The sequence below is a fragment of the Streptomyces sp. TG1A-8 genome, assembly GCF_030499535.1.
In the GTDB taxonomy this organism is placed as follows: Bacteria; Actinomycetota; Actinomycetes; order Streptomycetales; family Streptomycetaceae; genus Streptomyces.
Genome location: NZ_JASTLB010000001.1, coordinates 5872065 through 5890699, shown reverse-complemented (window position 1 = coordinate 5890699; position 18635 = coordinate 5872065). Strand labels below are relative to the sequence as shown.

Annotated in this window: 12 protein-coding genes and 1 pseudogene; 6 read left to right on the top strand and 7 right to left on the bottom strand. The window is 76.3% G+C overall.

Annotated elements, in window-relative coordinates; genetic code table 11:
- Positions 1 to 9 precede the first annotated feature (9 nt).
- Both QQY24_RS26000 and QQY24_RS25995 read right to left on the bottom strand, forming a co-directional pair.
- The gene (locus tag QQY24_RS26000) at positions 10 to 471 is read right to left on the bottom strand and encodes a roadblock/LC7 domain-containing protein (protein ID WP_301975141.1); all 462 of its coding nucleotides are present in this window, start codon (positions 469 to 471) and stop codon (positions 10 to 12) included.
- Positions 468 to 3305 (bottom strand): nitrate- and nitrite sensing domain-containing protein, encoded by a 2838-nt coding sequence (locus tag QQY24_RS25995; protein WP_301975140.1) that lies wholly within the window; start codon positions 3303 to 3305, stop codon positions 468 to 470. The genes QQY24_RS26000 and QQY24_RS25995 overlap by 4 nt, the downstream gene beginning before the upstream one ends.
- Positions 3306 to 3720: 415 nt before the next feature.
- Here QQY24_RS25995 and QQY24_RS25990 point away from each other — a divergent pair, with 415 nt between their 5' ends.
- Entirely contained in the window at positions 3721 to 4266 is a 546-nt protein-coding gene (locus QQY24_RS25990; protein WP_301975139.1) for a hypothetical protein, read from the top strand.
- Between the two features lie 84 nt (positions 4267 to 4350).
- Here the strand turns inward: QQY24_RS25990 and QQY24_RS25985 are convergent, their stop codons facing one another.
- The 4 genes from QQY24_RS25985 to QQY24_RS25970 all read right to left on the bottom strand — a co-directional run bounded on the left by QQY24_RS25985 (position 4351) and on the right by QQY24_RS25970 (position 12438).
- Complete coding sequence (locus tag QQY24_RS25985) at positions 4351 to 9078, bottom strand: hypothetical protein (protein WP_301976359.1); 4728 nt, start codon at positions 9076 to 9078, stop codon at positions 4351 to 4353.
- 74 nt (positions 9079 to 9152) lie between these two features.
- Positions 9153 to 10031 (bottom strand): hypothetical protein, encoded by an 879-nt coding sequence (locus QQY24_RS25980; RefSeq protein ID WP_301975138.1) that lies wholly within the window; start codon positions 10029 to 10031, stop codon positions 9153 to 9155.
- Positions 10032 to 10137: 106 nt separating this feature from the next.
- Entirely contained in the window at positions 10138 to 11664 is a 1527-nt protein-coding gene (locus QQY24_RS25975) for a hypothetical protein (protein ID WP_301975137.1), read from the bottom strand.
- Between the two features lie 66 nt (positions 11665 to 11730).
- Entirely contained in the window at positions 11731 to 12438 is a 708-nt protein-coding gene (locus tag QQY24_RS25970) for a GntR family transcriptional regulator (RefSeq protein ID WP_301975136.1), read from the bottom strand.
- A 174-nt stretch (positions 12439 to 12612) separates the two neighbouring features.
- Here QQY24_RS25970 and QQY24_RS25965 point away from each other — a divergent pair, with 174 nt between their 5' ends.
- From QQY24_RS25965 to QQY24_RS25945, 5 genes and pseudogenes are all read left to right on the top strand, one after another.
- Complete coding sequence (locus QQY24_RS25965; protein ID WP_301975135.1) at positions 12613 to 13932, top strand: MFS transporter; 1320 nt, start codon at positions 12613 to 12615, stop codon at positions 13930 to 13932.
- A gap of 5 nt (positions 13933 to 13937) precedes the next feature.
- Positions 13938 to 14766, top strand: a pseudogene (locus QQY24_RS25960) (putative hydro-lyase).
- A 44-nt stretch (positions 14767 to 14810) separates the two neighbouring features.
- Positions 14811 to 15569 (top strand): LamB/YcsF family protein, encoded by a 759-nt coding sequence (gene pxpA, locus QQY24_RS25955; protein WP_301975134.1) that lies wholly within the window; start codon positions 14811 to 14813, stop codon positions 15567 to 15569.
- On the top strand, positions 15566 to 16183 hold the full coding sequence (gene pxpB / locus QQY24_RS25950; RefSeq protein WP_301975133.1) for a 5-oxoprolinase subunit PxpB: 618 nt from the start codon (positions 15566 to 15568) through the stop codon (positions 16181 to 16183). Before pxpA ends, pxpB begins: the two co-directional genes overlap by 4 nt.
- Positions 16184 to 16223: 40 nt before the next feature.
- Positions 16224 to 17093, top strand: coding sequence for a biotin-dependent carboxyltransferase family protein (locus QQY24_RS25945; protein WP_301975132.1), 870 nt, complete (start codon positions 16224 to 16226; stop codon positions 17091 to 17093).
- 46 nt (positions 17094 to 17139) lie between these two features.
- Here QQY24_RS25945 and QQY24_RS25940 read toward each other — a convergent pair whose 3' ends face one another.
- Entirely contained in the window at positions 17140 to 18558 is a 1419-nt protein-coding gene (locus QQY24_RS25940) for a HEAT repeat domain-containing protein (protein WP_301975131.1), read from the bottom strand.
- Positions 18559 to 18635: the final 77 nt, after the last annotated feature.

Sequence of the window (18635 nt, the reverse complement as noted above, 5' to 3'; positions counted from 1 at the left end):
GCCGTCCCACTACCCGCCCGCGGGCAGCTCGGCGCGCGGAGCCGTGCCCAGGTGCGCACCGACCCGCTTGACCAGGAGGGTCATCTCGTAGGCGACCTGGCCGACGTCGGAGTCGGCGTCCGACAGCACGGCCAGGCAGCTGCCGTCCCCGGCGGCGGTCACGAACAGGAAGGCGTCGTCCAGCTCGACGACGGTCTGCCGGACGCCGCCCGCGTCGAAGTGACGGCCCACGCCCTTGGCCAGGCTGTGGAAACCGGACGCGACGGCGGCCAGGTGTTCGCCGTCCTCGCGGGTCAGGTCCTTGGACACTCCCGTGGGCAGGCCGTCCCCGGAGAGGATGACGGCCTTGCGGATGCTGGCGACCCGGTCGACGAGGTCGTCGAGGAGCCAGTTCAGCTCCCCCTTGTCCCCCTTGTCCCTCTTGTCCTCCTTGTTCGTACCCGTGCCGCCGGTGGCCTTCGGTGCGGTCATGGACCGTCCCCCTTTGTCGTTCCTCGTGCTGTGCCGTTCCGCGCGCCGTCGCCGGCGGCGTTCTCCTCGCGGCCGCGCTGCCAGCCGCGCTGCAGGGAGGCCATCCGGCTGCGGACCTCGTCGGCGTCGCGGTCCTCGGGCCGCGCCTCGTGTTCGGCGCGCCGTTCGGGGTCCTGCTTGAGCTGGGGGGCCAGGCTGGCCTGGCGCCGGCGCCGGGGCAGCGGGCCGGCGCCGGGAGCGGACGCGGGGGCCGTGCCGCCGGCGGGCGGCGTGCCGTCGTCCCGGCCGGCCCCGGAAGCGGCGGTCGCGGACCGGGGGCGCCCGGGCGGCGACGGCGTCCCGGAGGACTCGTGCCCGCCGTCGCCCGGAGCAGCCGGGCGTGCCCCGGCGCGCTCGGCGGACCCCGCGGCCCGCCGGTCCGGCTCCTCGCGGCGGCGGACCGGCAGCGCGGCCGGTCCGCCCGGCTCGGCACGGCGGGGGCCGGCCGGGGGCTGTCCGTCCGGGTCGCGGCGCGGGCCCTGCCCGGCGACCGGCCTGCCGTGCGAGCTGACCAGCTTGGGCGTCCGCCGCCGGGGCAGCGGTACGGGTCCGCCGGTGCGTTCCCCGGGGTCGTCGGCGCGCGGGGAGGCGGACGGGGGGAGTCCGCTCAGCCGGGGGACCGCCGGGTCGTCGGCGCGGGCCGGGAAGTGGCGGGGGCGGAAGAGTCCGCCGCGCTCGCTGTCCTCCTCCGGCAGCGCCCCGGGGAAGTCGTCGAGGGCGTCCAGGTCCACCGGCGCCTCCAGCTCGACCGGGCCCAGCAAGGAGGCCGGCAGAGCGGGCAGCCCCGGCACCTGCGGCAGCTCCGGCACCCGCGCACGCGCGGTGAGGCGCCGCGCCGTGGGCTCGGCCTCCTGCGGGGAGCGCTCCCGGTCGAGGCGGAAGCCGGTGCCGTCGGTCTCCGGGATGTCGTCGCTGAGCAGCGTGTCGGGGATGAAGACCACGGCGGTGGTGCCGCCGTAGGGGGACGGCTGGAGGGAGACCCGGACGCGCTGGCGCCGGGCGAGGCGGCTGACCACGAACAGGCCGAGCCGGTCGGTGTCGGAGAGTTCGAACTCGGGGGTCTCGGCGAGCCGGAGGTTGGCGTCGAGCAGCGCCTCGGCCGTCATGCCGAGCCCCCGGTCGTGGATCTCCAGGGTGAAGCCGTTGGAGACCCGTTCGCCGAGGACCTGGACGGCGGTGTGCGGGGGCGAGAACACCGTGGCGTTCTCCAGGAGTTCGGCCACGAGGTGGGTGAGGTCGGCGACGGCCGGCCCGTTGACGGCGATGCGCGGCAGGCGGCGGACCTCGACGCGTTCGTAGTCCTCGACCTCGGCGACGGCGGCGCGGACGACGTCCATGAGCTGCACGGGGCGGCGCCACTGCCGCGACGGCGCGGCACCGGAGAGGATCACCAGGCCCTCGGCGTGCCGGCGCATGCGGGTGGTGAGGTGGTCCAGGCGGAAGAGGTCGGCGAGTTCGTCGGTGTCCTCGGTCCTGCGCTCCATGGTGTCGAGCAGGGTGAGCTGCTTGTGCAGCAGCACCTGGCTGCGGCGGGCGAGGTTGACGAAGACCTCGGAGACCCCGGCCCGCAGTTCGGCCTGTTTGACCGCTGCCTCGACGGCCGCGCGCTGCAGGGTGTTGAGCGCCTGGCCGACCTCGCCGATCTCGTTCTTCTCGTACTCCAGGCGCGGGACCTCGGTCTCGACGTCGACCTGTTCGCCGGCGGAGAGGCGGCGCATCACGCTGGGCAGCCGCACCCCGGACGCCTCGTGCGCCTCCTGGCGCAACTGCTTGAGGTCGCGGACGAGACCGCGGCCGACGCGCACGGAGAGCACCAGGGAGAGCAGGAGGGCGACGAGGCCGAGGAGGCCGGCGGCGGCCGCCTGGGCGATCACCCCCACGGCCACGGGCCGCGTGCGGTCCTGGAGCCGGTCGCCGACCTGGTCGTCCAGGCGGCCGAGGTCGCCCAGGACGTTCGCCGCGGCGGTGTCCCAGTTCCGCGCGGTGACGCCGCCGGGCACTGCGGAGCCGGTGCCGATCACGTTCCGCTCGGCCGTGCGCAGCGGGGCGGTGGTGGCGCTCTTCCAGAGGCGTTCGTACCGGTCGCGTTCCGCGGCGGGCAGCAGCGGCAGGCTGATGCCGTACAGCAGGGTGCGCTGGGCGGCGAGGTCGGAGACGTCCCGGGTCTCGTCACGGGAGAGCCGGCCGGCCACCAGCGCCGAACCCAGCAGGGCGTCCTCGCGGGAGAGCAGTTCCCGGGCACGGATGACGTTGACCAGGGCCCGCCCCTGCTTGTCCATCTCGACGTCGTCGATGCCGTCCAGGCTGGCGAGCAGGGAGAAGCAGGGGTCGACGAGCCGGTTGTAGAGGTCGAGGGCCTGGGCGCGGGTGACCGAGCGCTCCCGGACGCCGCGACGCAGGTCGTCCAGCCCGTGGAAGGCGTCGAGGACGGTGGTGAAGTGCTCGTTGTCGTCCGCGTCCATGCCGTCGAGGAGGCCGCGGTCCCCGGCGTGCCTGCGGAGCTCGGTGACGGTCCGGTCGGTGGCGGTGTGGGCGCGGTGCAGCGCCGCGAGGGCACCGGGGGCCCGCGGGTCGGCGAGGTAGACGAGGCTCTGGCGCCGTTCCTGCTGCAGGCCGCGGACGGCGTCCTCGGTGGGGTAGCCGATGTCCTGCACCACCCTGGACACGCGGACCAGGTCGGCGGCCTCACGCCCCGTGTGCACCGTGGCGAAGCCCCAGATGGCGGCCAGGGACACCAGCGGCACGAGAAGCAGCGCCACGATCTTCCGGCGGACCGACTTCCCGCGAAAGCGCATGGCCTCCCCCAGCTCGGCCCCCGTCGGCCGGGGGCGCACACGTGCGTTAACAAACGGCGCGAGCCTACTACCGCCTCCTGGTTAACTCGAAGACATGGCCGGAGGATGAACTTCCGCATCCGGGGCGAGAGATGGCGAGTTGTCCGGGCATTGCGGGAGATTGCCCCCGTGCGGCACGCGGCCGCCGGGGGCCCATCGGCGCAGTACGGACAACTGGTTGGCCGGAATCTTTCGCCACCGGGAATCTTTCCGGGCCGCCGTTCGTCCTTTCACGGGAAGCGGGCGTGGAATCGGCCACAGCAGCCGCATGCCGCGCCCCGGCGGCGTAAAACAGCGCAAGCCGGGCAGCCACTGGGGAGACGGGGTCCACGGACACCGGGTGAGGGGACTGCCTGCGGTGGGGAGTGACACGGTGATGGGGACGGCGGAGCGGCGCGGGGCGCCCGAGGAAGGCGTGGCGGAGCGCCCGGCGGCGCGGCGGGGCCTTGAGGCATCGGATCGGGACAATCCGGCGCATGGGCGCTCCGGGGAGTCCGCCGAGGGGCAACGCGAAGGACGACACGAGTCGTGCCACCGGCCGTTGTGGGTCGAGGAGCCCGCGCGGCGGCGCCGGCTGCCCGATCCGGTGCGTACGGCGGCCGTGCGCGCGGTGCTGATCGTCTCGGTGACGCTGATCCAGGCGATGGTGGCGTTCCTGTGCACGATGGCCGGGTCCTGGCTGGCGTTCCCGATGGTGATCAGCAGTGTGGCCAGCACGGTGGTGGCCACCTGGGGCGTGGTCGACGTCTGGGTGACCCGCCAGGTGTGGAGCCAGCGTCACGGCGTGGTCTCCGAGCCGAGCAGCACGGCCCGTTCGCTGCGCCGCGAGCGGCGCGCCCGCCGGCGCCAGGAGCGGGCCGCGTCGCGGGAGCAGAGGCGGATACGCCGACGGGGCGGCGCGGGGCAGCTGTCGCATTCCTGACCGCTCGCGCGCAGGGGCGCGGCCGGTCCGCGCCTTCGCCGCCGGGACCGGCCGCGCGCCGGGACCGGCCGCGGCGCGCGGGGGTCAGGCCGGCCGCTTGAACATCCGCGTCGCGGTGATCTCGCTGTGGACCGCCTCCCCCGCCTGCGGCTGCTGGGGCAGCCCCGGCCGGAGGTGTTCCTCCACGCTGATGTACTTCAGGCCCGCCCGGAGGTCGGCGTCGTTGCGCAACCGGATGACCAGCGGGAACTCCGCCAACGCGGTCGTGTCGAACAGGCCGGTCGTGTACAGCAGCTGCACGCCCAGCGCGTCGGACACGGCCCGCTGCAGCTCCAGCAGGTAGGTGGCGTTGGCGCGGCCGATGGGGTTGTCGAGGAACAGCGTGCCCGCGTGCCGGTGCTTGTCCCGGCCCCGGTCGTTCGACCGGAGCGCGGCCATCGTGCAGTACAGCGCGATGGCCGCGGTCAGCAGCTGGCCTCCGGAGAAGACGTCGCCCATCTGCCCGACGGGCACCCGCTCGGCGCGCAGGACGGCGTCGGGCTTGAGGATCTCCACGGCCACTCCCCTGGGCTGCAGTGCCGCGGCCACTCCGCGCAGCAGCAGGGACATGCCGTCGCGGCGCAGGTCGGAGTTCTTCCTCACGGCCGCGCGCGTGGCCTCGTCGACGACCTCGCCGAGCCGTTCGGTGAGCGTCGCCTGGTCGGGCTCCTCGAAGCGGATGCGCAGGAACTCCTGCCCCGACCACTCGCCGAGCCCCTCGGGCAGGCGGGAGAGGCGCTGGGCGGACCGCAGCGTCGCCAGCGCCGACTCCACGAGACCGCGCAGCCGGTCCACGATCGAGTCCCGGTTCCGTTCCAGCTGCGCCAGCTCGTCGGTGAGGACGCGCAGCCGGGGCGCGAAGGCGTCGGCCCACTTCTGCGCGTGCTCGGGCAGTGCGGCGGCGGGCAGCTCGCGGATCTGCTGCCGGGCCGGGGTGCGGACCTGTTCGTAGCGCGTGGAGTTGGCGTGCCGGACGAGCACGTCGCCCGCCTCGCGCACGGCCGTCTCGGCGGTGGACAGGTCGGCGGCGCAGCCGCGCAGCGAGCGGCGGGTCTCGGCGGCCGAGTGCCGGGCCTCCTCCAGGGTGCCGGGATACGGCTCCGGCTCCTCGCGCCCCTCCTCGGGAACGTGCTCGCGCAGCAGGTCGCGGAGCATCGCGGCGATCTCGTCGAAGCCGCCGGCGGCGTCCTCGGCGGCCCGGTGCGCCTCCAGCAGCTCGGCGTGGGCCCCGCGGGCCTCGGCCAGCGCATCGGTGCGGGCGGCGAGTTCGGCGGTGGCGGTGCGCAGCAGCGCCTGGGCGTGCTCGGCGTCGCGCGGGACGAGTTCCCCGGGCAGCTCGGTGTGCGCCTCGCCGTCCTCGGGGGCGAGGCGCTCGGTCTCGCCGCGCAGCCGGCCGAGCTGCTCGCTCGCGGTGGACATGCGGGTCTCCAGCAACTGCACCAGTTCCTCGGCGCGCGCGGCGGCCGCCTGCCGGGAGGGGCCGTCGGAGCCGTCCGGGGACTGCAGCAGCTGCTCGGCCCGGGTGCGGACCTTGTTGCTGAGCCGGTCCAGCTCGGCGCGGGCCGCGCTCTCGTCGCTCTCCGCGCGGGCCTGTTCGGCGCGCAGGTCGGCGCCGACACCGACCTTCTCGTAGACCTGGGAAGCGGCCCGGTAGGCCTCGCGCAGGGCGGGCAGGGACGCCTTCGGCGCGTCCTCGCCGCCCTCCGGCACGTCGTCGGGGGCACCGGCGATCTCGGCGCGCTCGGCGCGCAGGGCCCGCGCGGTGCGGCGGGCGTCGTCGGCGGCCCGCTGGGCGGCGCGGCGGTCCTCGTCGGCCGCGCGGGCACGCTCCAGGCAGGCCTGGGCCCGGGCCTCCGACTCGGCGGCCTCGTCGACGAGTTCGCGGAGCTTCGCCTGCCAGCCGGCGCGCTCGCGCAGCCGGAAGGCGAGCCCGGCGAGGGCGTCGGCGGCGCGGCGGGCCCTCTGCGCGGCCTCCTGCCGTTCGTCGCGGACCTGCACGGCCTCGGCGGCGGCCTCGTCGGCCTCCGCGCGCACGGTCCGGGTCTTGGCCAGCTCGGCCTCGGCCTCCTCGGCGAACGCGCGCGCGTCCCGGGCCGCTTCGGCCAGCTCGGTGAGCCGGCCGGCCGGGCAGCCGGTGCGCCAGGAGGCGAGCCGTGCGGCCAGTTCGCGGTCCTTGCCGAGGCGGGCGGCGAGGGTGCGGATCTCCTCGTCGCGCGCGGTGGCCCGGGCGCGCAGCGCCTGCCGCTCCTCGTCGGCGGCGTGCTCGTCGTGCATGGCGGGGTTCGGCGGGACGAGGAAGACGTCACCGGAGGTGGCGTCGGCCGCCGGGGTGGGGGCGAGCAGCGCGGCGGCGGTGCCGACGGCCACCGCGGAACGGGGCAGCAGGGCGGCCTCGCCGAGTGTCCGGCGGGCCCGCGCGTGCGTGTCGGGATCGGTGATGATGACGCCGTCGACCAGTTCGGGGCGGGCGGCGAGCACGCGGGCGTGGTCGGCGGGGTCGACGGCCTGCGCGAGGTAGCGCCAGCCGGGCAGCGCGGGGATGCCGTGCTCGCCGAGGAACTCGACGGTGGCCAGCACGTCCGGGCCGGGCGGCAGCAGCCCGCCGTCGCCGAGGGCGCCGAGGATGCGGGCGTCGTCGGCGGCGGCGGTGCGCAGGTCGAAGAGGTGGCGTTCGGCGGAGCCGACGGCGTCGTCGAGCAGTTCGCGCAGCTCGTCGGCGAAGCGGTCCAGGTCCTGGGGGGTCAGCGGGCCGTCGGCGGGCGGACGCCCGGTGCCGTCCGCGCCGGAGCGCACCGGCTCGCCGGCGCCGTACCGGTCGGCGCCGCGCTCGGCGTCCGCCGTGCCGCGGTCGGCGCCGGTGCGGGCACCGGCCGTGCCGTCCGCCTCGGTCCGGGGGCCGGGCACCCGGGCCCGGCCGGGTCCCGGGGCGCCGGGCAGGCTCAGCAGCTCGGCGAACCGTTCCTCGGCCGCCAGTGCCTCGGCCAGGCGCCGCTCGGCGGCGTGGGCGCGCTCGGCGGCGGTCGCGGCGTCCGCCGCGCGGGCCGCGGTCAGCTCCGCGCGGGACTCGGCGGCGGCCGCCTCCCGGGCGTGCTCGGTGGCCCGTCGGGCGGCCTCGCGGGCCGCGTCCCAGGCGGCCACGGCGGTCTTCCCGGCGTCGCTGGCGGCGAGCGCCGCGCGCGCGGGGTCGGCGTCCGGGGCGCTGTCGTCGAGCCAGCCCGCGCGGACCGCCTCGGCGGTCTCCTGCTCGACCTCGGCGAGGCGCTGGCGCAGGTGTCCGGCCTCGCTGCGGGCGCGCTGCGCCTCGGTGGCCGCGCCGGTGGAGTCCCGGTGGGCGGCGTCGCCGACCTCCTGGAGCGCGGCGGAGCGCTCCTCCTCCTCGTTGGCGAGGGCCTCGGCGCGCCCGGCGGCGGCCTGCAGGGCGCGTACGAGGTCCGCGGCGGCCCTGGCGCGGGCGGCGAGGGCGGGGGCGGCGTCCCGTTCCGCCTCCTGGATGGCGGCGGACACGCGCGCGACGCGGTCGGCGGCGGCGCGGTGGCGCAGGACGGCCTCGGCGGCCTGCCAGGCGGAGTGCAGGGTGCGCGCGTCGGCCAGCTCGCGCTTCTGCGCGGCGGCGGACTTCTCGGCTGCGGCGAGCGCCAGGGAGGCGTGCCGGTAGGCGAGTTCGGCGGCGATGCGGGCGCTGCGCTCGCGGGCGCCCCCGGCGTGCGTGACCGCGTCGGCGGCGGCCGTGACCCGCTGGGCGAGGTCGGCGGCCCGCGCCCGCTCCCGCACGGCCCGGGCGGACAGCCGCCGGGCCAGGGTGCGGGTGCGGCGTTCGGCGCCGGCGTGGACGTCCCGGGCGCGGGCGCGGGCGTCGGCGGCCTCGACGATCCGCCCGAGCAGGTCGACCGAGCCGGCGGTGAAGTCGCGTTCGGCGATCAGTTCGGCGCGCCGGCCCAGCTTGTTGCCGAAGCCGCTGACGAGGTCGGCGAGGCCGTCGGTGTCACGGGTGTCGGTGACGGCGCGCAGCAGCAGGTCGGTGAAGTCGGAGTCCTTCTTGACCGCGAACAGACCGGCGGCCTCGCCCTCGTCCGCGTTCATCTCCCTCTGGTAGCGGAAGAGCTCGGGGTCGAGGCCGAGGTCACCGAGGTGCTCGATCCAGCGGTCGTGGATCTCCTCCCAGTGCACCTCCAGGTGCGGATAGGCCTTGCCGGCCTCGGTGAGGGCGTCCCGGAAGCCCTTCATGGTGCGGCGGCGGCCCTGGGCGCCCGACTGGCCCTCGACGGGCGGCCGTACGGCGGTGGACTCGGCGACGGGGAGGCTGTCCAGGCTGAGCCCGGGTCCGGGGCGGAAGGAGTACCAGGCCTCGGCGAACTTGCGGGGGTCGTTGGAGACCTGGCGCCCGCGCCACTCGCTGACCTTGCCGACGACGACGCACTCGCCGGTCAGCACGTGCTGCCACTCCAGGGCCACGTGTCCGCAGTCGTCGGCGAGCAGGAACTTGCGCAGCACGCCGGAGCTGGCGCCGCCCAGCGTGTTGCGGTGGCCGGGCAGCATCACCGAGAAGATCAGCTTGAGCAGGACGGACTTGCCGCCGCCGTTCTCCAGGAACAGCACGCCCGCGGGTGCGGGGCGGCGCGGCGGGCCGGACGGCTCCTCCGCGAAGAACTCCGCCTGCATGGGCGCGGGGTCGGGCACCGGTTCGCCGACACCGCGCAGGTCAAGCACGGTGTCGGCGTAGCGCGCACCGGCGGGCCCGATGGAGTAGAGGCGGACCCGGGACAGCTCGTACATGGCGGACTCTCGTCGTAAGTCTTCGGACATCGTGCGGTGGTGCGGGGTGGGCGGCGCCTTCGGGTGCGCGGCCCTCAGGAGTGGAACGGCAGCCCCGCGTCGGCCACCAGGTCCAGGTCCTCGGTGTCCTCGGCGGGGAGCAGGCCGGCCGTGCCGTCGGTGACCGGGACGACGCCCAGCTCCAGCAGTTCGGCCAGCGCGGCGCTGCCGGCCATGTCGCGGACCTGGAGCTGGTAGCGGGCCGTGGTGCGGTAGGTGCCGCCGTTGTCGTCGCCGGTGCGCTGCAGGAAGCCCGAGTCGGTCAGGAAGGCGACCGCCTTGCCGACGATCCCGGTGGTGGAACCGGGCAGCCGGCGGGCGTCCTTGGTGGCTCCGGCGGCGCTGCGCCGGGCCCAGATCCGCCAGGCCGACTCCAGGCCGGGCGCGTCGGTCTCGGGGTCGGTGTTGCGGCCCTCTTCCTCGGCGCGTTCCTCCAGGCGTCGGCAGGCCTGCCGGACGAAGGCGTCGACGCCGTTGACGGTGACCCGGCCGATGTAGGAGTCGTCGGCCAGGTCCTCGGGGCGCGGGAACGCCAGCACGGCGACGGCCAGATGGGCCAGGCCGTGCAGGAAGCGGTCGCCGGAGTCGGCGGCGGTGCGGCGCGCGTAGTCGCCCATGCGGACGGCGAACACCGAGTCCTCGGCGGCGGTGACGGCCATCCCCGCGCGCGGGGAGACCTCCAGCACGACGAGGCCGAGACCGGCGGCGACGGCGTCGGCGAGCCGTGCGAACGCGGGGTCGTCCCGGTGGCGGCGCAGCAGCTCGGTGTACTCCTGGTCCCGCGCGGGCTGCAGCTTGGGCTGCAGCCCGAAGGCGACGAGCCGCGCCGCGTCGGCGGCGTCGGCGGGGGTGACGGCGGCGGACGCCGACGGGGCCGGGGCCTGCGTGTCACTCCACTCGGCCTGCTCACTCACGACTGCGACTCCTCATTGGTGGCTGCGGGACCGGGGACGCTCGCCCCGAAGCGGGCGCGGCCGGGCGCGGGGGCGGGGGCGGCGCGCCGGCTCACCGGCGGATCCGTCACGCGGCCTCCGCCCGGTCGGCCGCCATCCCCGCCGCGTCCAGCAGGGCGGTGCCCACGATCAGGTCGGCCCCGCCGAACTCGGGGTCGTCCAGCTCGGTGCCGTCGTCCACGGCGAACAGCAGTTTCTCCTCGCCCTGCCGGTAGGCGGTGCCCACGGGAGGGCTGGCCGCGTGGACGGCCAGCAGGGCCACGAGGTAGGGCAGGTCGGGATCCTCCGCGCGCGCCTGCGCCAGCAGTCCGGACAGCCTGCGCGGCGCGTCCGCCGGCAGGTCCAGCAGCCGCGTCGCCGCGGCCAGCTGCTCCTCGCTGAACCGGCTGTCGTCCGGCGTGGCGATGAGGTCGGGCTCCGGCATCTCCGCGCCCAGGTGCTCCCGCTCCACGGGCGGTGTCAGCAGGATGCCGACCAGGTCGCCCACCCGCACCGACACCGGCGTGCGCAGTCCCGTGCCGCTCGCGAAGAAGGCGTCCGTGACCCGGATCGCCCGCTCCAGGGGCAGCGGCAGGAGCGGCGCGAACAGGTGGCCGTACAGGTCCGTCCCGGAGGTCGTGGCGGGGGTGGCGAAGGCCTGCCGGTCCTGTTCGGCGCGGAACAGCGGGCCCGCCTCCAGCAGGCGCGACTGGAGCTGGGTGTGCCGGCGGATGCAGTCCTTGACGATGTCCACCAGCTCGGCGGCGCGCCGCTTGTGCTCGGGTTCCTCGGTCTCGTCGCGGGCCTTGCGGATGTTGGTCAGGATCGCGTTCTCGTGGCGGTAGCGGTCCGCCACGTGGTCCAGGGCCTCGGCGATCATGTCCGGGACGGCCTTGAGCCAGTCGACCGCACGGACGTTGCGCCGGGTGGCCTCCAGGGCGCGGCGCAGGGTCTCGGAGTACTGCACCGTGCGGTAGCGGGCCTGCTCGGCGGCGAGCTGGGCGTCGGCGAGGCGGCCGCGGCTGATGAGCACCTCGAGTTTGACCTCGGCGGCGATCTGGGCACTGGTGACGTCCGTGTCCAGGGCGCCGACCAGGACGTTGACCGCCTCGTCGGTGGTGCGCAGGTAGACCGTGCCGCCGGGGCCGGGGACCTCCTCGATCAGCTTGAAGTCGTAGTCACGGCGGACGTAGGTGCCGTCCGGCGCGAACGTGCCGTACACCGCGCGGAAGCCGCGGTCCACGCTGCCCACGTTGATCAGGTTCTCCAGGACCCAGCGGGCCACGCGCTCGTGCTCGGCGGCGGGGCGCCCCGGGGCCTGGGCGGCGACGCGCGGGACGAGCCGGGCCACGACCTGCTCGTGGTCGGCGCCCGTGTCGAAGTCCATGTTCAGGGTGACCAGGTCGATGGCGGCCAGGGCCACCTCGGCCATGCCGTACACCGAGTACTCGCCGGCCAGGTTGGCCTTGCGGGCGTCGAGGTCGTGCAGCGGCGCGGTGCAGGCGAGCGCGCGCAGCCGCCGCGCCAGTCCCTCGTCGGCGGCCGGGCCCGGTGCCGGGCGCGGCCCCGCGCTGAGCTGGGGCGGAACGGGGTCCGTCGGTGCAGGCGAAGTCACGGTGCACAGACTAGGTCCTCGGTCCGACATCGATCCAAACGAGGCGGGAACGCTCCCGGCGACGGCTCAGCGGGCGCCGGTGCCGTCCTCGCCGATGCGCCGCCGGTAGACCTCCACGACCCGTTCCAGCGAGTCCGCGAGGTAGGTCTCCAGCATCCGCTCCGCCTCCTGCCGGTCGCCGGCCTCCAGCGTCCGCAGGAGCCGGCGGTTGCGGACGAGGTACGGCTCGTGCAGCCGGCGCGGGTCGTCCACGACGTGGAAGGCCAGGCGGAGTTCGGCGAAGACGCTGCGCATCAGCTCGTCGGTGCGTTCGCTGGCGGCCAGGGCGACCAGTTCCCGGTGGAAGTGGATGTCGGCGGTGCCCAGTGCCTTCCAGTCGTGGTCGTGGGCGGCCCGTTGTCCCTCCTCGACGGCGGCGGCCAGTGCGCCGAGCGCGTACGGCGGCTCGCCGAGGCCGCGCACGACGGCGCACTCGACCAGGGTCCGGGTGCGGTATATGTCCTCCACGTCCTCCACGGTCAGGACGCGGACGAACACGCCCCGGTTGAGTTCGTGCACGAGCAGGCGCTCGTGGGTGAGCAGCCGGAACGCCTCGCGCAGGGTGTTGCGGGAGACGCCGAGCGCCCCGCCGATGCCGTCCTCGGACAGGCGGGTGCCCGGCGGGAAGTAGCCCTCGGCGATGCGGCTCCTGAGGATGTCGGAGACGCGTTCGGCGGTGCTGGTGCGCCCCAGGAGGGCGCGGTCGTCGGCCAGTTCCGTCAGCTGCTCTGCCATGCCCGGAATTCAACCGCAGACCGGGGGACGGGACAACGAGGGTATTGAAGGATCGTTGAACGACCCCCTACGGTGCTCCCCGCGGCACGGTGTCCGCACGGCCCCGCCCGGTCCTCCGCCCTCCTCCCCCTGCCCCTCCCCGCTCTCTTCCTCCCTCCTCTCTGCGAGGTGCCCATGAGCACGACCCCACCGCCCCGGTCCGTGACCTCCGGCGTGCCTCCGAAGCCGGGCGGAGGCGCCCACGACAACCGCGCGTTCGACTGGCTGCGCGCCCTCGGCCCGCGCGGCCGGCACGCGTTCGCCGGCGCCTTCGGCGGGTACGCCCTGGATTCCTACGACTACTTCACGCTGCCGCTGAGCATGGTGGCGCTCTCGGCGTACTTCGGCCTGGACAGCGGCCGCACGGGCCTGTTCACCACGGTCACCCTCGTGGTCTCCGCGGTCGGCGGTGCCGTGGCGGGCGTGGTCGCGGACCGGGTGGGCCGGGTCCGGGCGCTGATGATCACGGTGATCACGTACGCCGTCTTCACCGTCGCCTGCGGCTTCGCGCCCACCTACGAGACGCTGCTGGTCTTCCGCGCGCTGCAGGGCCTCGGCTTCGGCGGCGAGTGGGCGGTCGGGGCGATCCTGGTCGCCGAGTACGCGAGCGCGCGGCACCGGGGCCGCACGCTCGGCGCGGTCCAGAGTGCCTGGGCGGTCGGCTGGGCACTGGCCGCGGTGGTCTACACGCTGGTCTTCTCCTTCGCCGGCGACGACCTGGCATGGCGCGTGATGTTCTGGACCGGGGCGCTGCCCGCGCTCCTGGTGGTGTGGCTGCGCCGCCGGGTGCACGACGCGCCGGAGGCGGCGGCGGCCCGCGAACGCAGCCCCCGGCGCGGCTCGTTCGCCGCGATCCTCCGGCCGGGCACGGCCGGCTCGCCGGGCCTGCTGCGGACGACGGTCTTCGCGGGCCTGCTGTCCACGGGCGTGCAGGGCGGCTACTACACCCTGGCCACCTGGGTGCCGACGTACCTGAAGTCCGAGCGCGGCCTGTCCGTCGTGGGCACCGGCGGCTACCTGGCCTTCCTGATCTCCGGCGCCTTCCTCGGCTACCTGACCGGAGGCCAGCTCACCGACCGGCTCGGCCGGCGCCGCAACATCTGGCTCTTCGCGCTGCTGTCGGCGGTCTGCGTCCTGGCGTACGCCCACATCCCCCAGGGCGCCGGCACCTTGTTGCTGGTGCTCGGTTTCCCGCTCGGCTTCTGCATGTCGGCGATCTTCAGCGGCTTCGGCTGCTACCTGAGCGAGCTGTACCCGACGGCGGTGCGCGGCACGGGGCAGGGCTTCACGTACAACACGGGCCGGGCGGTGGGCGCGGTGTTCCCGTCCCTGGTCGGCTTCCTGGCCGACGGCTGGGGAGTGGGCGGGGCCCTGGTGTTCGGCGCGGTCGGCTACGGTCTCGCGGCACTGGCGCTGCTCGGGCTGCCGGAGACGCGCGGGAGGGAGCTGGCGTGACGCGGGTGGACCGCACCGGCGACCTCCCGATGGCCCTGGCCGACGAGCGGGCGCGCGTGGAGCCCGCGCACCGCGCGCGCCCGGTTCCGGGAGGGCCCGGCGGGTCCCGGGGCAGGGGTCGCGGCGGGCCGCACCCGGGCCGACCTGATCTCGGTGCCGGCCGACTGGGCGTACGACATGCTGCTGTTCCGCCAGCGGAACCCGAAGCCCTGCCCGGTGTTCGACGTGACGGACGCCGGTTCCGCCACGACCGCCCCCGCCCCCGGCGCGGACCTGCGCACCGACCTGCCGCGCTACCGGGTGCGGCAGGACGGCGAACTGGTCGGAGAGCCGACGGACGTGGGCGCGCACGGGCGCGGCGACCCGGTGTCCTTCCTGCTCGGGTGCAGCTTCACCTTCGAGGGGGCGCCGGCCGCGGCGGGCGTCCCGAGCCGCCACGTCGAGCAGGGCCGCAACGTGCCGATGTACGTGACGAACAGGCAGTGCCGGCCGGCGGGCCGGCTGCACGGGCCGATGGTGGTGTCCGTGCGCCCGGTGCCGCCCCGGCACCTGCGCACCGCGGTCCGGGAGAGCAGCCTGCTGCCGGCCGTGCACGGCGGGCCCGTGCACGGCGGGGACCCGGCGGCCCCCGGCATCGGGGACCCGGGCCGGCCGGACTTCGGCGACCCGGTGACGGCCGCCCCCGGCGACGTACCGGTGTTCCGGGCCTGCGGGGCGACCCCGCAGGCGGTGGTGACGGCCTCCCGGCCGCCGTTCGCCATCACCCGCGCGCCGGGCCGGATGTTCCTGACCGGCGCACGCGACGAGCGGTACCGGGTACTCGGCACCGGCTGACGTCGTGCGCCCCCCTACGACCACGAGCGGAGACACGGAAGACGATGACCGCGATCGATCTGAACGCCGACCTCGGCGAGGGCTTCGGCCGCTGGCGGCTCACCGACGACGAACAGCTGCTGTCCGTCGTCACCAGCGCCAACGTGGCCTGCGGGTTCCACGCCGGGGATCCGGTCACCATGCGCCGGGTGTGCGAACTGGCGGCGGCGCGCGGGGTGGCGATCGGCGCGCAGGTCTCCTACCGCGACCTCGCCGGGTTCGGACGGCGCGCGATGGACGTGCCGTCCGCCGAACTGGCGGCCGAGGTGGCCTACCAGATCGGTGCCCTGGAGGTGTTCGCCCGGGCGGCGGGCGCGCGCGTGGCGTACGTCAAGCCGCACGGCGCGCTCTACAACCGGGTCGTGCACGACGGGGAGCAGGCCGCCGCGGTGATCGAGGGCGTGCTGCTGGCCGACACCGCGCTGCCGGTGCTGGGACTGCCCGGTTCGCGCCTGCTGGACCTGGCCGCGCGGGCGGGCCTGCCGGCCGTCACCGAGGCGTTCGCCGACCGCGCGTACACCGACGAGGGCACGCTCGTGCCGCGCGGCCGGGACGGCGCGGTGGTGACCGACCCGGACGCCGTCGTGGAGCGTTCGGTGGGTCTGGCGCGCTCCGGCGAGGTCATCGCGCACTCCGGCACGCGCATCACGGTGCGCGCCCGTTCGCTGTGCCTGCACGGCGACACGCCCGGCGCGGTGGAGCTGGCCCGCCGGGTGCGCGGGCGGCTGGCCGCGGCGGGCGTGCGGGTGGAGGCGTTCGCATGAGGACGCTGCCCGTGGGCGAGGAAGCGCTGCTCGTGGAGGTCGCCACGGGCGAGCAGGCGCAGGCCCTGCACGCCGACCTGCTGCGCCGCCGCGCGGAGGGCTCGCTGACCGTCCGCGAGATCGTCCCGGCGGCGCGTACGGTCCTGCTCGACGGCCTGGACGACCCGGCCCGCTGGGCGGGCGAACTGGCCTCCGCCGACGTGCCGCCCCCCGCCCCCCGCGCGCGGGGGACGATCGAACTGCCGGTGCGCTACGACGGACCGGACCTCGCCGAGGTCGCCGCGCACTGGCAGGTGCCCGAGCGCGAGGTGGCGCGGATCCACGCGGGCACCGAGTTCACGGTGGCCTTCTGCGGGTTCGCGCCCGGCTTCGGCTACCTCACCGGTCTGCCCGCCCGCTACCACGTCCCGCGCCGGGCCACCCCGCGCACGGCGGTCCCGGCCGGCGCCGTGGCGCTGGCGGGGCCGTACACGGGCGTCTACCCGCGCTCCTCACCGGGGGGCTGGCAGCTGATCGGCACCACCGACGCGGTGCTGTGGGACCACGCGCGCGAACCGGCCGCGCTGCTCTCCCCGGGCGCGCGCGTGCGCTTCGTACCGTGGGGGCATGCATGAACGGGCCCGTGCGCGGGTGCTTCGCCCCGGGGGAGGACCCATGAGCGACCGTGCGCTCGTCGTCGAGCGGGCCGGGGCGCTGACGACCGTGCAGGACCGGGGGCGGCCCGGGTACGCGCACCTCGGCGTGCCCCGCTCCGGGGCGCTCGACCCGCCCGCGGCGGCGCTCGTCAACCGACTGGCCGGCAACCGGCCGGACGCGGCCGTCCTGGAGACGACCCTCACCGGCTGCGCGCTGCGCCCGCGGTCCGCGGTGACCGTGGCGGTCGGGGGCGCGCCGTGTCCGGTCACGGTGGGCGGCCGCCCGGCGGCCTGGGGCGCTCCGGTCGTCGTGCCCGCCGGTGAGCTGCTGGAGGTGGGCGCCGCCGTGGCCGGGGTGCGCTCCTACGTGGCCGTCCGCGGCGGCATCGCGGTGGAGCCGGTCCTCGGCAGCCGCGCCACCGACCTGCTGTCGGGCCTCGGCCCGGCGCCGCTGGGCGACGGCACGGTGCTGCCGCTGGGCACTCCGGCCGGCCCCGCCGCGCACGTGGACGTGGCCCCGCAGCCGGCTCCGCCTGCCGAGCTGGTGCTCCGGGTGACCCTGGGTCCGCGCGACGACTGGTTCACGGCGCGGGCGGTCCGCGACCTCACCACGCGCACGTACCGGGTGTCGTCGGCGAGCAACCGCATCGGCCTGCGCACCGAGGGACCCGTCCTGGAGCGGGCCCGGCCGGGCGAACTGGCCAGCGAGGGCATGGTGCTCGGCGCGGTCCAGGTCCCGCTGGACGGCCGCCCGGTGGTGTTCCTGGCCGACCACCCGACCACCGGTGGCTACCCGGTGATCGCCGTGGTCCGCGCCGCCGACCTGCCGACCGCGGCCCAGGCGCTCCCGGGCACGCCCGTCCGGTTCACGGCCGTACGGCACCGCTGAACCCGGGCACCGGACCGGGCGGCCCGGGCGCGCCGCCCGGTGAGGGTCACATGGCCTGCGTCTCCGGTCCGATCCGGCTGCGGACCGCCGTCTGCACCTCGGCCTCCTCGGCCGGGTCGGCGGCGAGGCGGCGGAGCCGTTCGACGACCCGGGCGTCGCCGGTCTCGGCGTGCCGGGCGGCGAGTTCGCGGGTGGTCTCCTCGCAGTCCCACAGGCACTCGACGGCGAAGCCGGCGGCGAAGCAGGGGTCGGTGGCGGCCAGGGCGCGGGCGGCGCGGCCGCGGAGGTGGGACGAGGCCGTCTCGCGGTAGACGTGGCGCAGCACGGGAGCGGCGCAGGCGATGCCGAGGCGTCCGGCGCCGTCGACCAGGGTCCACAGGGTGGGGGCGTCGGGGCCCTCACCGCGTACGGCCTCGCGCAGGGCGCCGAGGACCAGGTCGCCGTCCTGGACCCCGCCGCGGCAGGCGAGCACGCGGCCGGCGGCGGCGCCGAGGGCGTCCGGACGCCGGACCCAGCCGCGGGCGCGTTCGACGGCGGCGGTGCTGCGCATCCGCTCGAAGGCTTCGGCGGCGGCCTCCACGACCGGGGCCGGACCGTCGGCCACGGCGGCCTCGATCAGGGCGAGCGCGTCGGGGTCGTGGTGCTCGGCGAGGTGGCGCAGCGCCGTACAGCGGGCGCCCTCGGCTCCGCTCCGGGCGGCCCGGAGGATCTCCGGCCGGTCCTCGGGACCGGCCACCGCGGCCAGGCAGCGGGCGGCCGGGACGTGGAGGACGGCACCGCGCTCGACACCCTGCTGGGCCCACTCCAGGACGGCGCGCACGCTCCACCCGGGGCGGGGCCCGCCGGGCCGCATCTGGCGCTGCCAGCGGTCGAAGCAGCCGGTCTCGTGGGCGGCACGCACGCGGGTGGCGACGTCTTCGCGCGGATCCCGTGCCCACAGCCGCCACGGCCGCGGTTCGAAGGCGTCGCGCACGGCGGCGGCCAGCTCGGCCTCGCCCTGCGGGTCGGTGGCGAAGCGGGCCAGGACGGGGACGGCGAGGGCGCGCAGGCCCGCGTCGTCGTCCCGCAGGGCCAGCTCGTCCAGCGCCCAGGCCCAGTTGGAGCCGCGGGCGGCGTACCCGCGCAGCAGTTCGAGCGCGTCCCGCCGTCCGTAGGAGGCGAGGTGGCCGAGCACGGCCAGGGCGAGGCCGGTGCGGGACTCGTCGGCGTCCAGGACGTCCTCGGGGGCGGACAGGTGCGCCTCGATGGCGTCCAGCCCGCCGTCGAGGTCGAGGTAGAGCCGGGCGTAGTACAGGGAGCGGTTCTCCACCTGCCAGTCGTGGCGGGGGTCGTGGAGCACGCAGTGGTCGAGGGCCGCGAGCGCTTCCGCGCGCGGAGCGGTGAGCGCGTGCAGAGTGCCGTCGCCGCGGCCACGCTGGAGCAGGCCGAGGAGCGTACCGCTGGGCGCTATGACCGGATCGAACATGGGAAACAGCCTCACATCAAGCGTCGACGCAACCGGGGGACACGCATTACCTGGCCGCGTGACCCACCGTCGGGGCG

Bases quoted from the DNA above. Each gene is read 5' to 3' on its own strand.
- QQY24_RS25940 (WP_301975131.1), bottom strand. From the start codon at position 18,558: ATGTTCGATCCGGTCATAGCGCCCAGCGGTACGCTCCTCGGCCTGCTC.
- QQY24_RS26000 (WP_301975141.1), bottom strand. From the start codon at position 471: ATGACCGCACCGAAGGCCACCGGCGGCACGGGTACGAACAAGGAGGAC.
- QQY24_RS25965 (WP_301975135.1), top strand. From the start codon at position 12,613: ATGAGCACGACCCCACCGCCCCGGTCCGTGACCTCCGGCGTGCCTCCG.
- QQY24_RS25945 (WP_301975132.1), top strand. From the start codon at position 16,224: ATGAGCGACCGTGCGCTCGTCGTCGAGCGGGCCGGGGCGCTGACGACC.
- QQY24_RS25990 (WP_301975139.1), top strand. From the start codon at position 3,721: ATGGGGACGGCGGAGCGGCGCGGGGCGCCCGAGGAAGGCGTGGCGGAG.
- QQY24_RS25985 (WP_301976359.1), bottom strand. From the start codon at position 9,078: ATGTACGAGCTGTCCCGGGTCCGCCTCTACTCCATCGGGCCCGCCGGT.
- pxpB (WP_301975133.1), top strand. From the start codon at position 15,566: ATGAGGACGCTGCCCGTGGGCGAGGAAGCGCTGCTCGTGGAGGTCGCC.
- QQY24_RS25970 (WP_301975136.1), bottom strand. From the start codon at position 12,438: ATGGCAGAGCAGCTGACGGAACTGGCCGACGACCGCGCCCTCCTGGGG.
- pxpA (WP_301975134.1), top strand. From the start codon at position 14,811: ATGACCGCGATCGATCTGAACGCCGACCTCGGCGAGGGCTTCGGCCGC.
- QQY24_RS25995 (WP_301975140.1), bottom strand. From the start codon at position 3,305: ATGCGCTTTCGCGGGAAGTCGGTCCGCCGGAAGATCGTGGCGCTGCTT.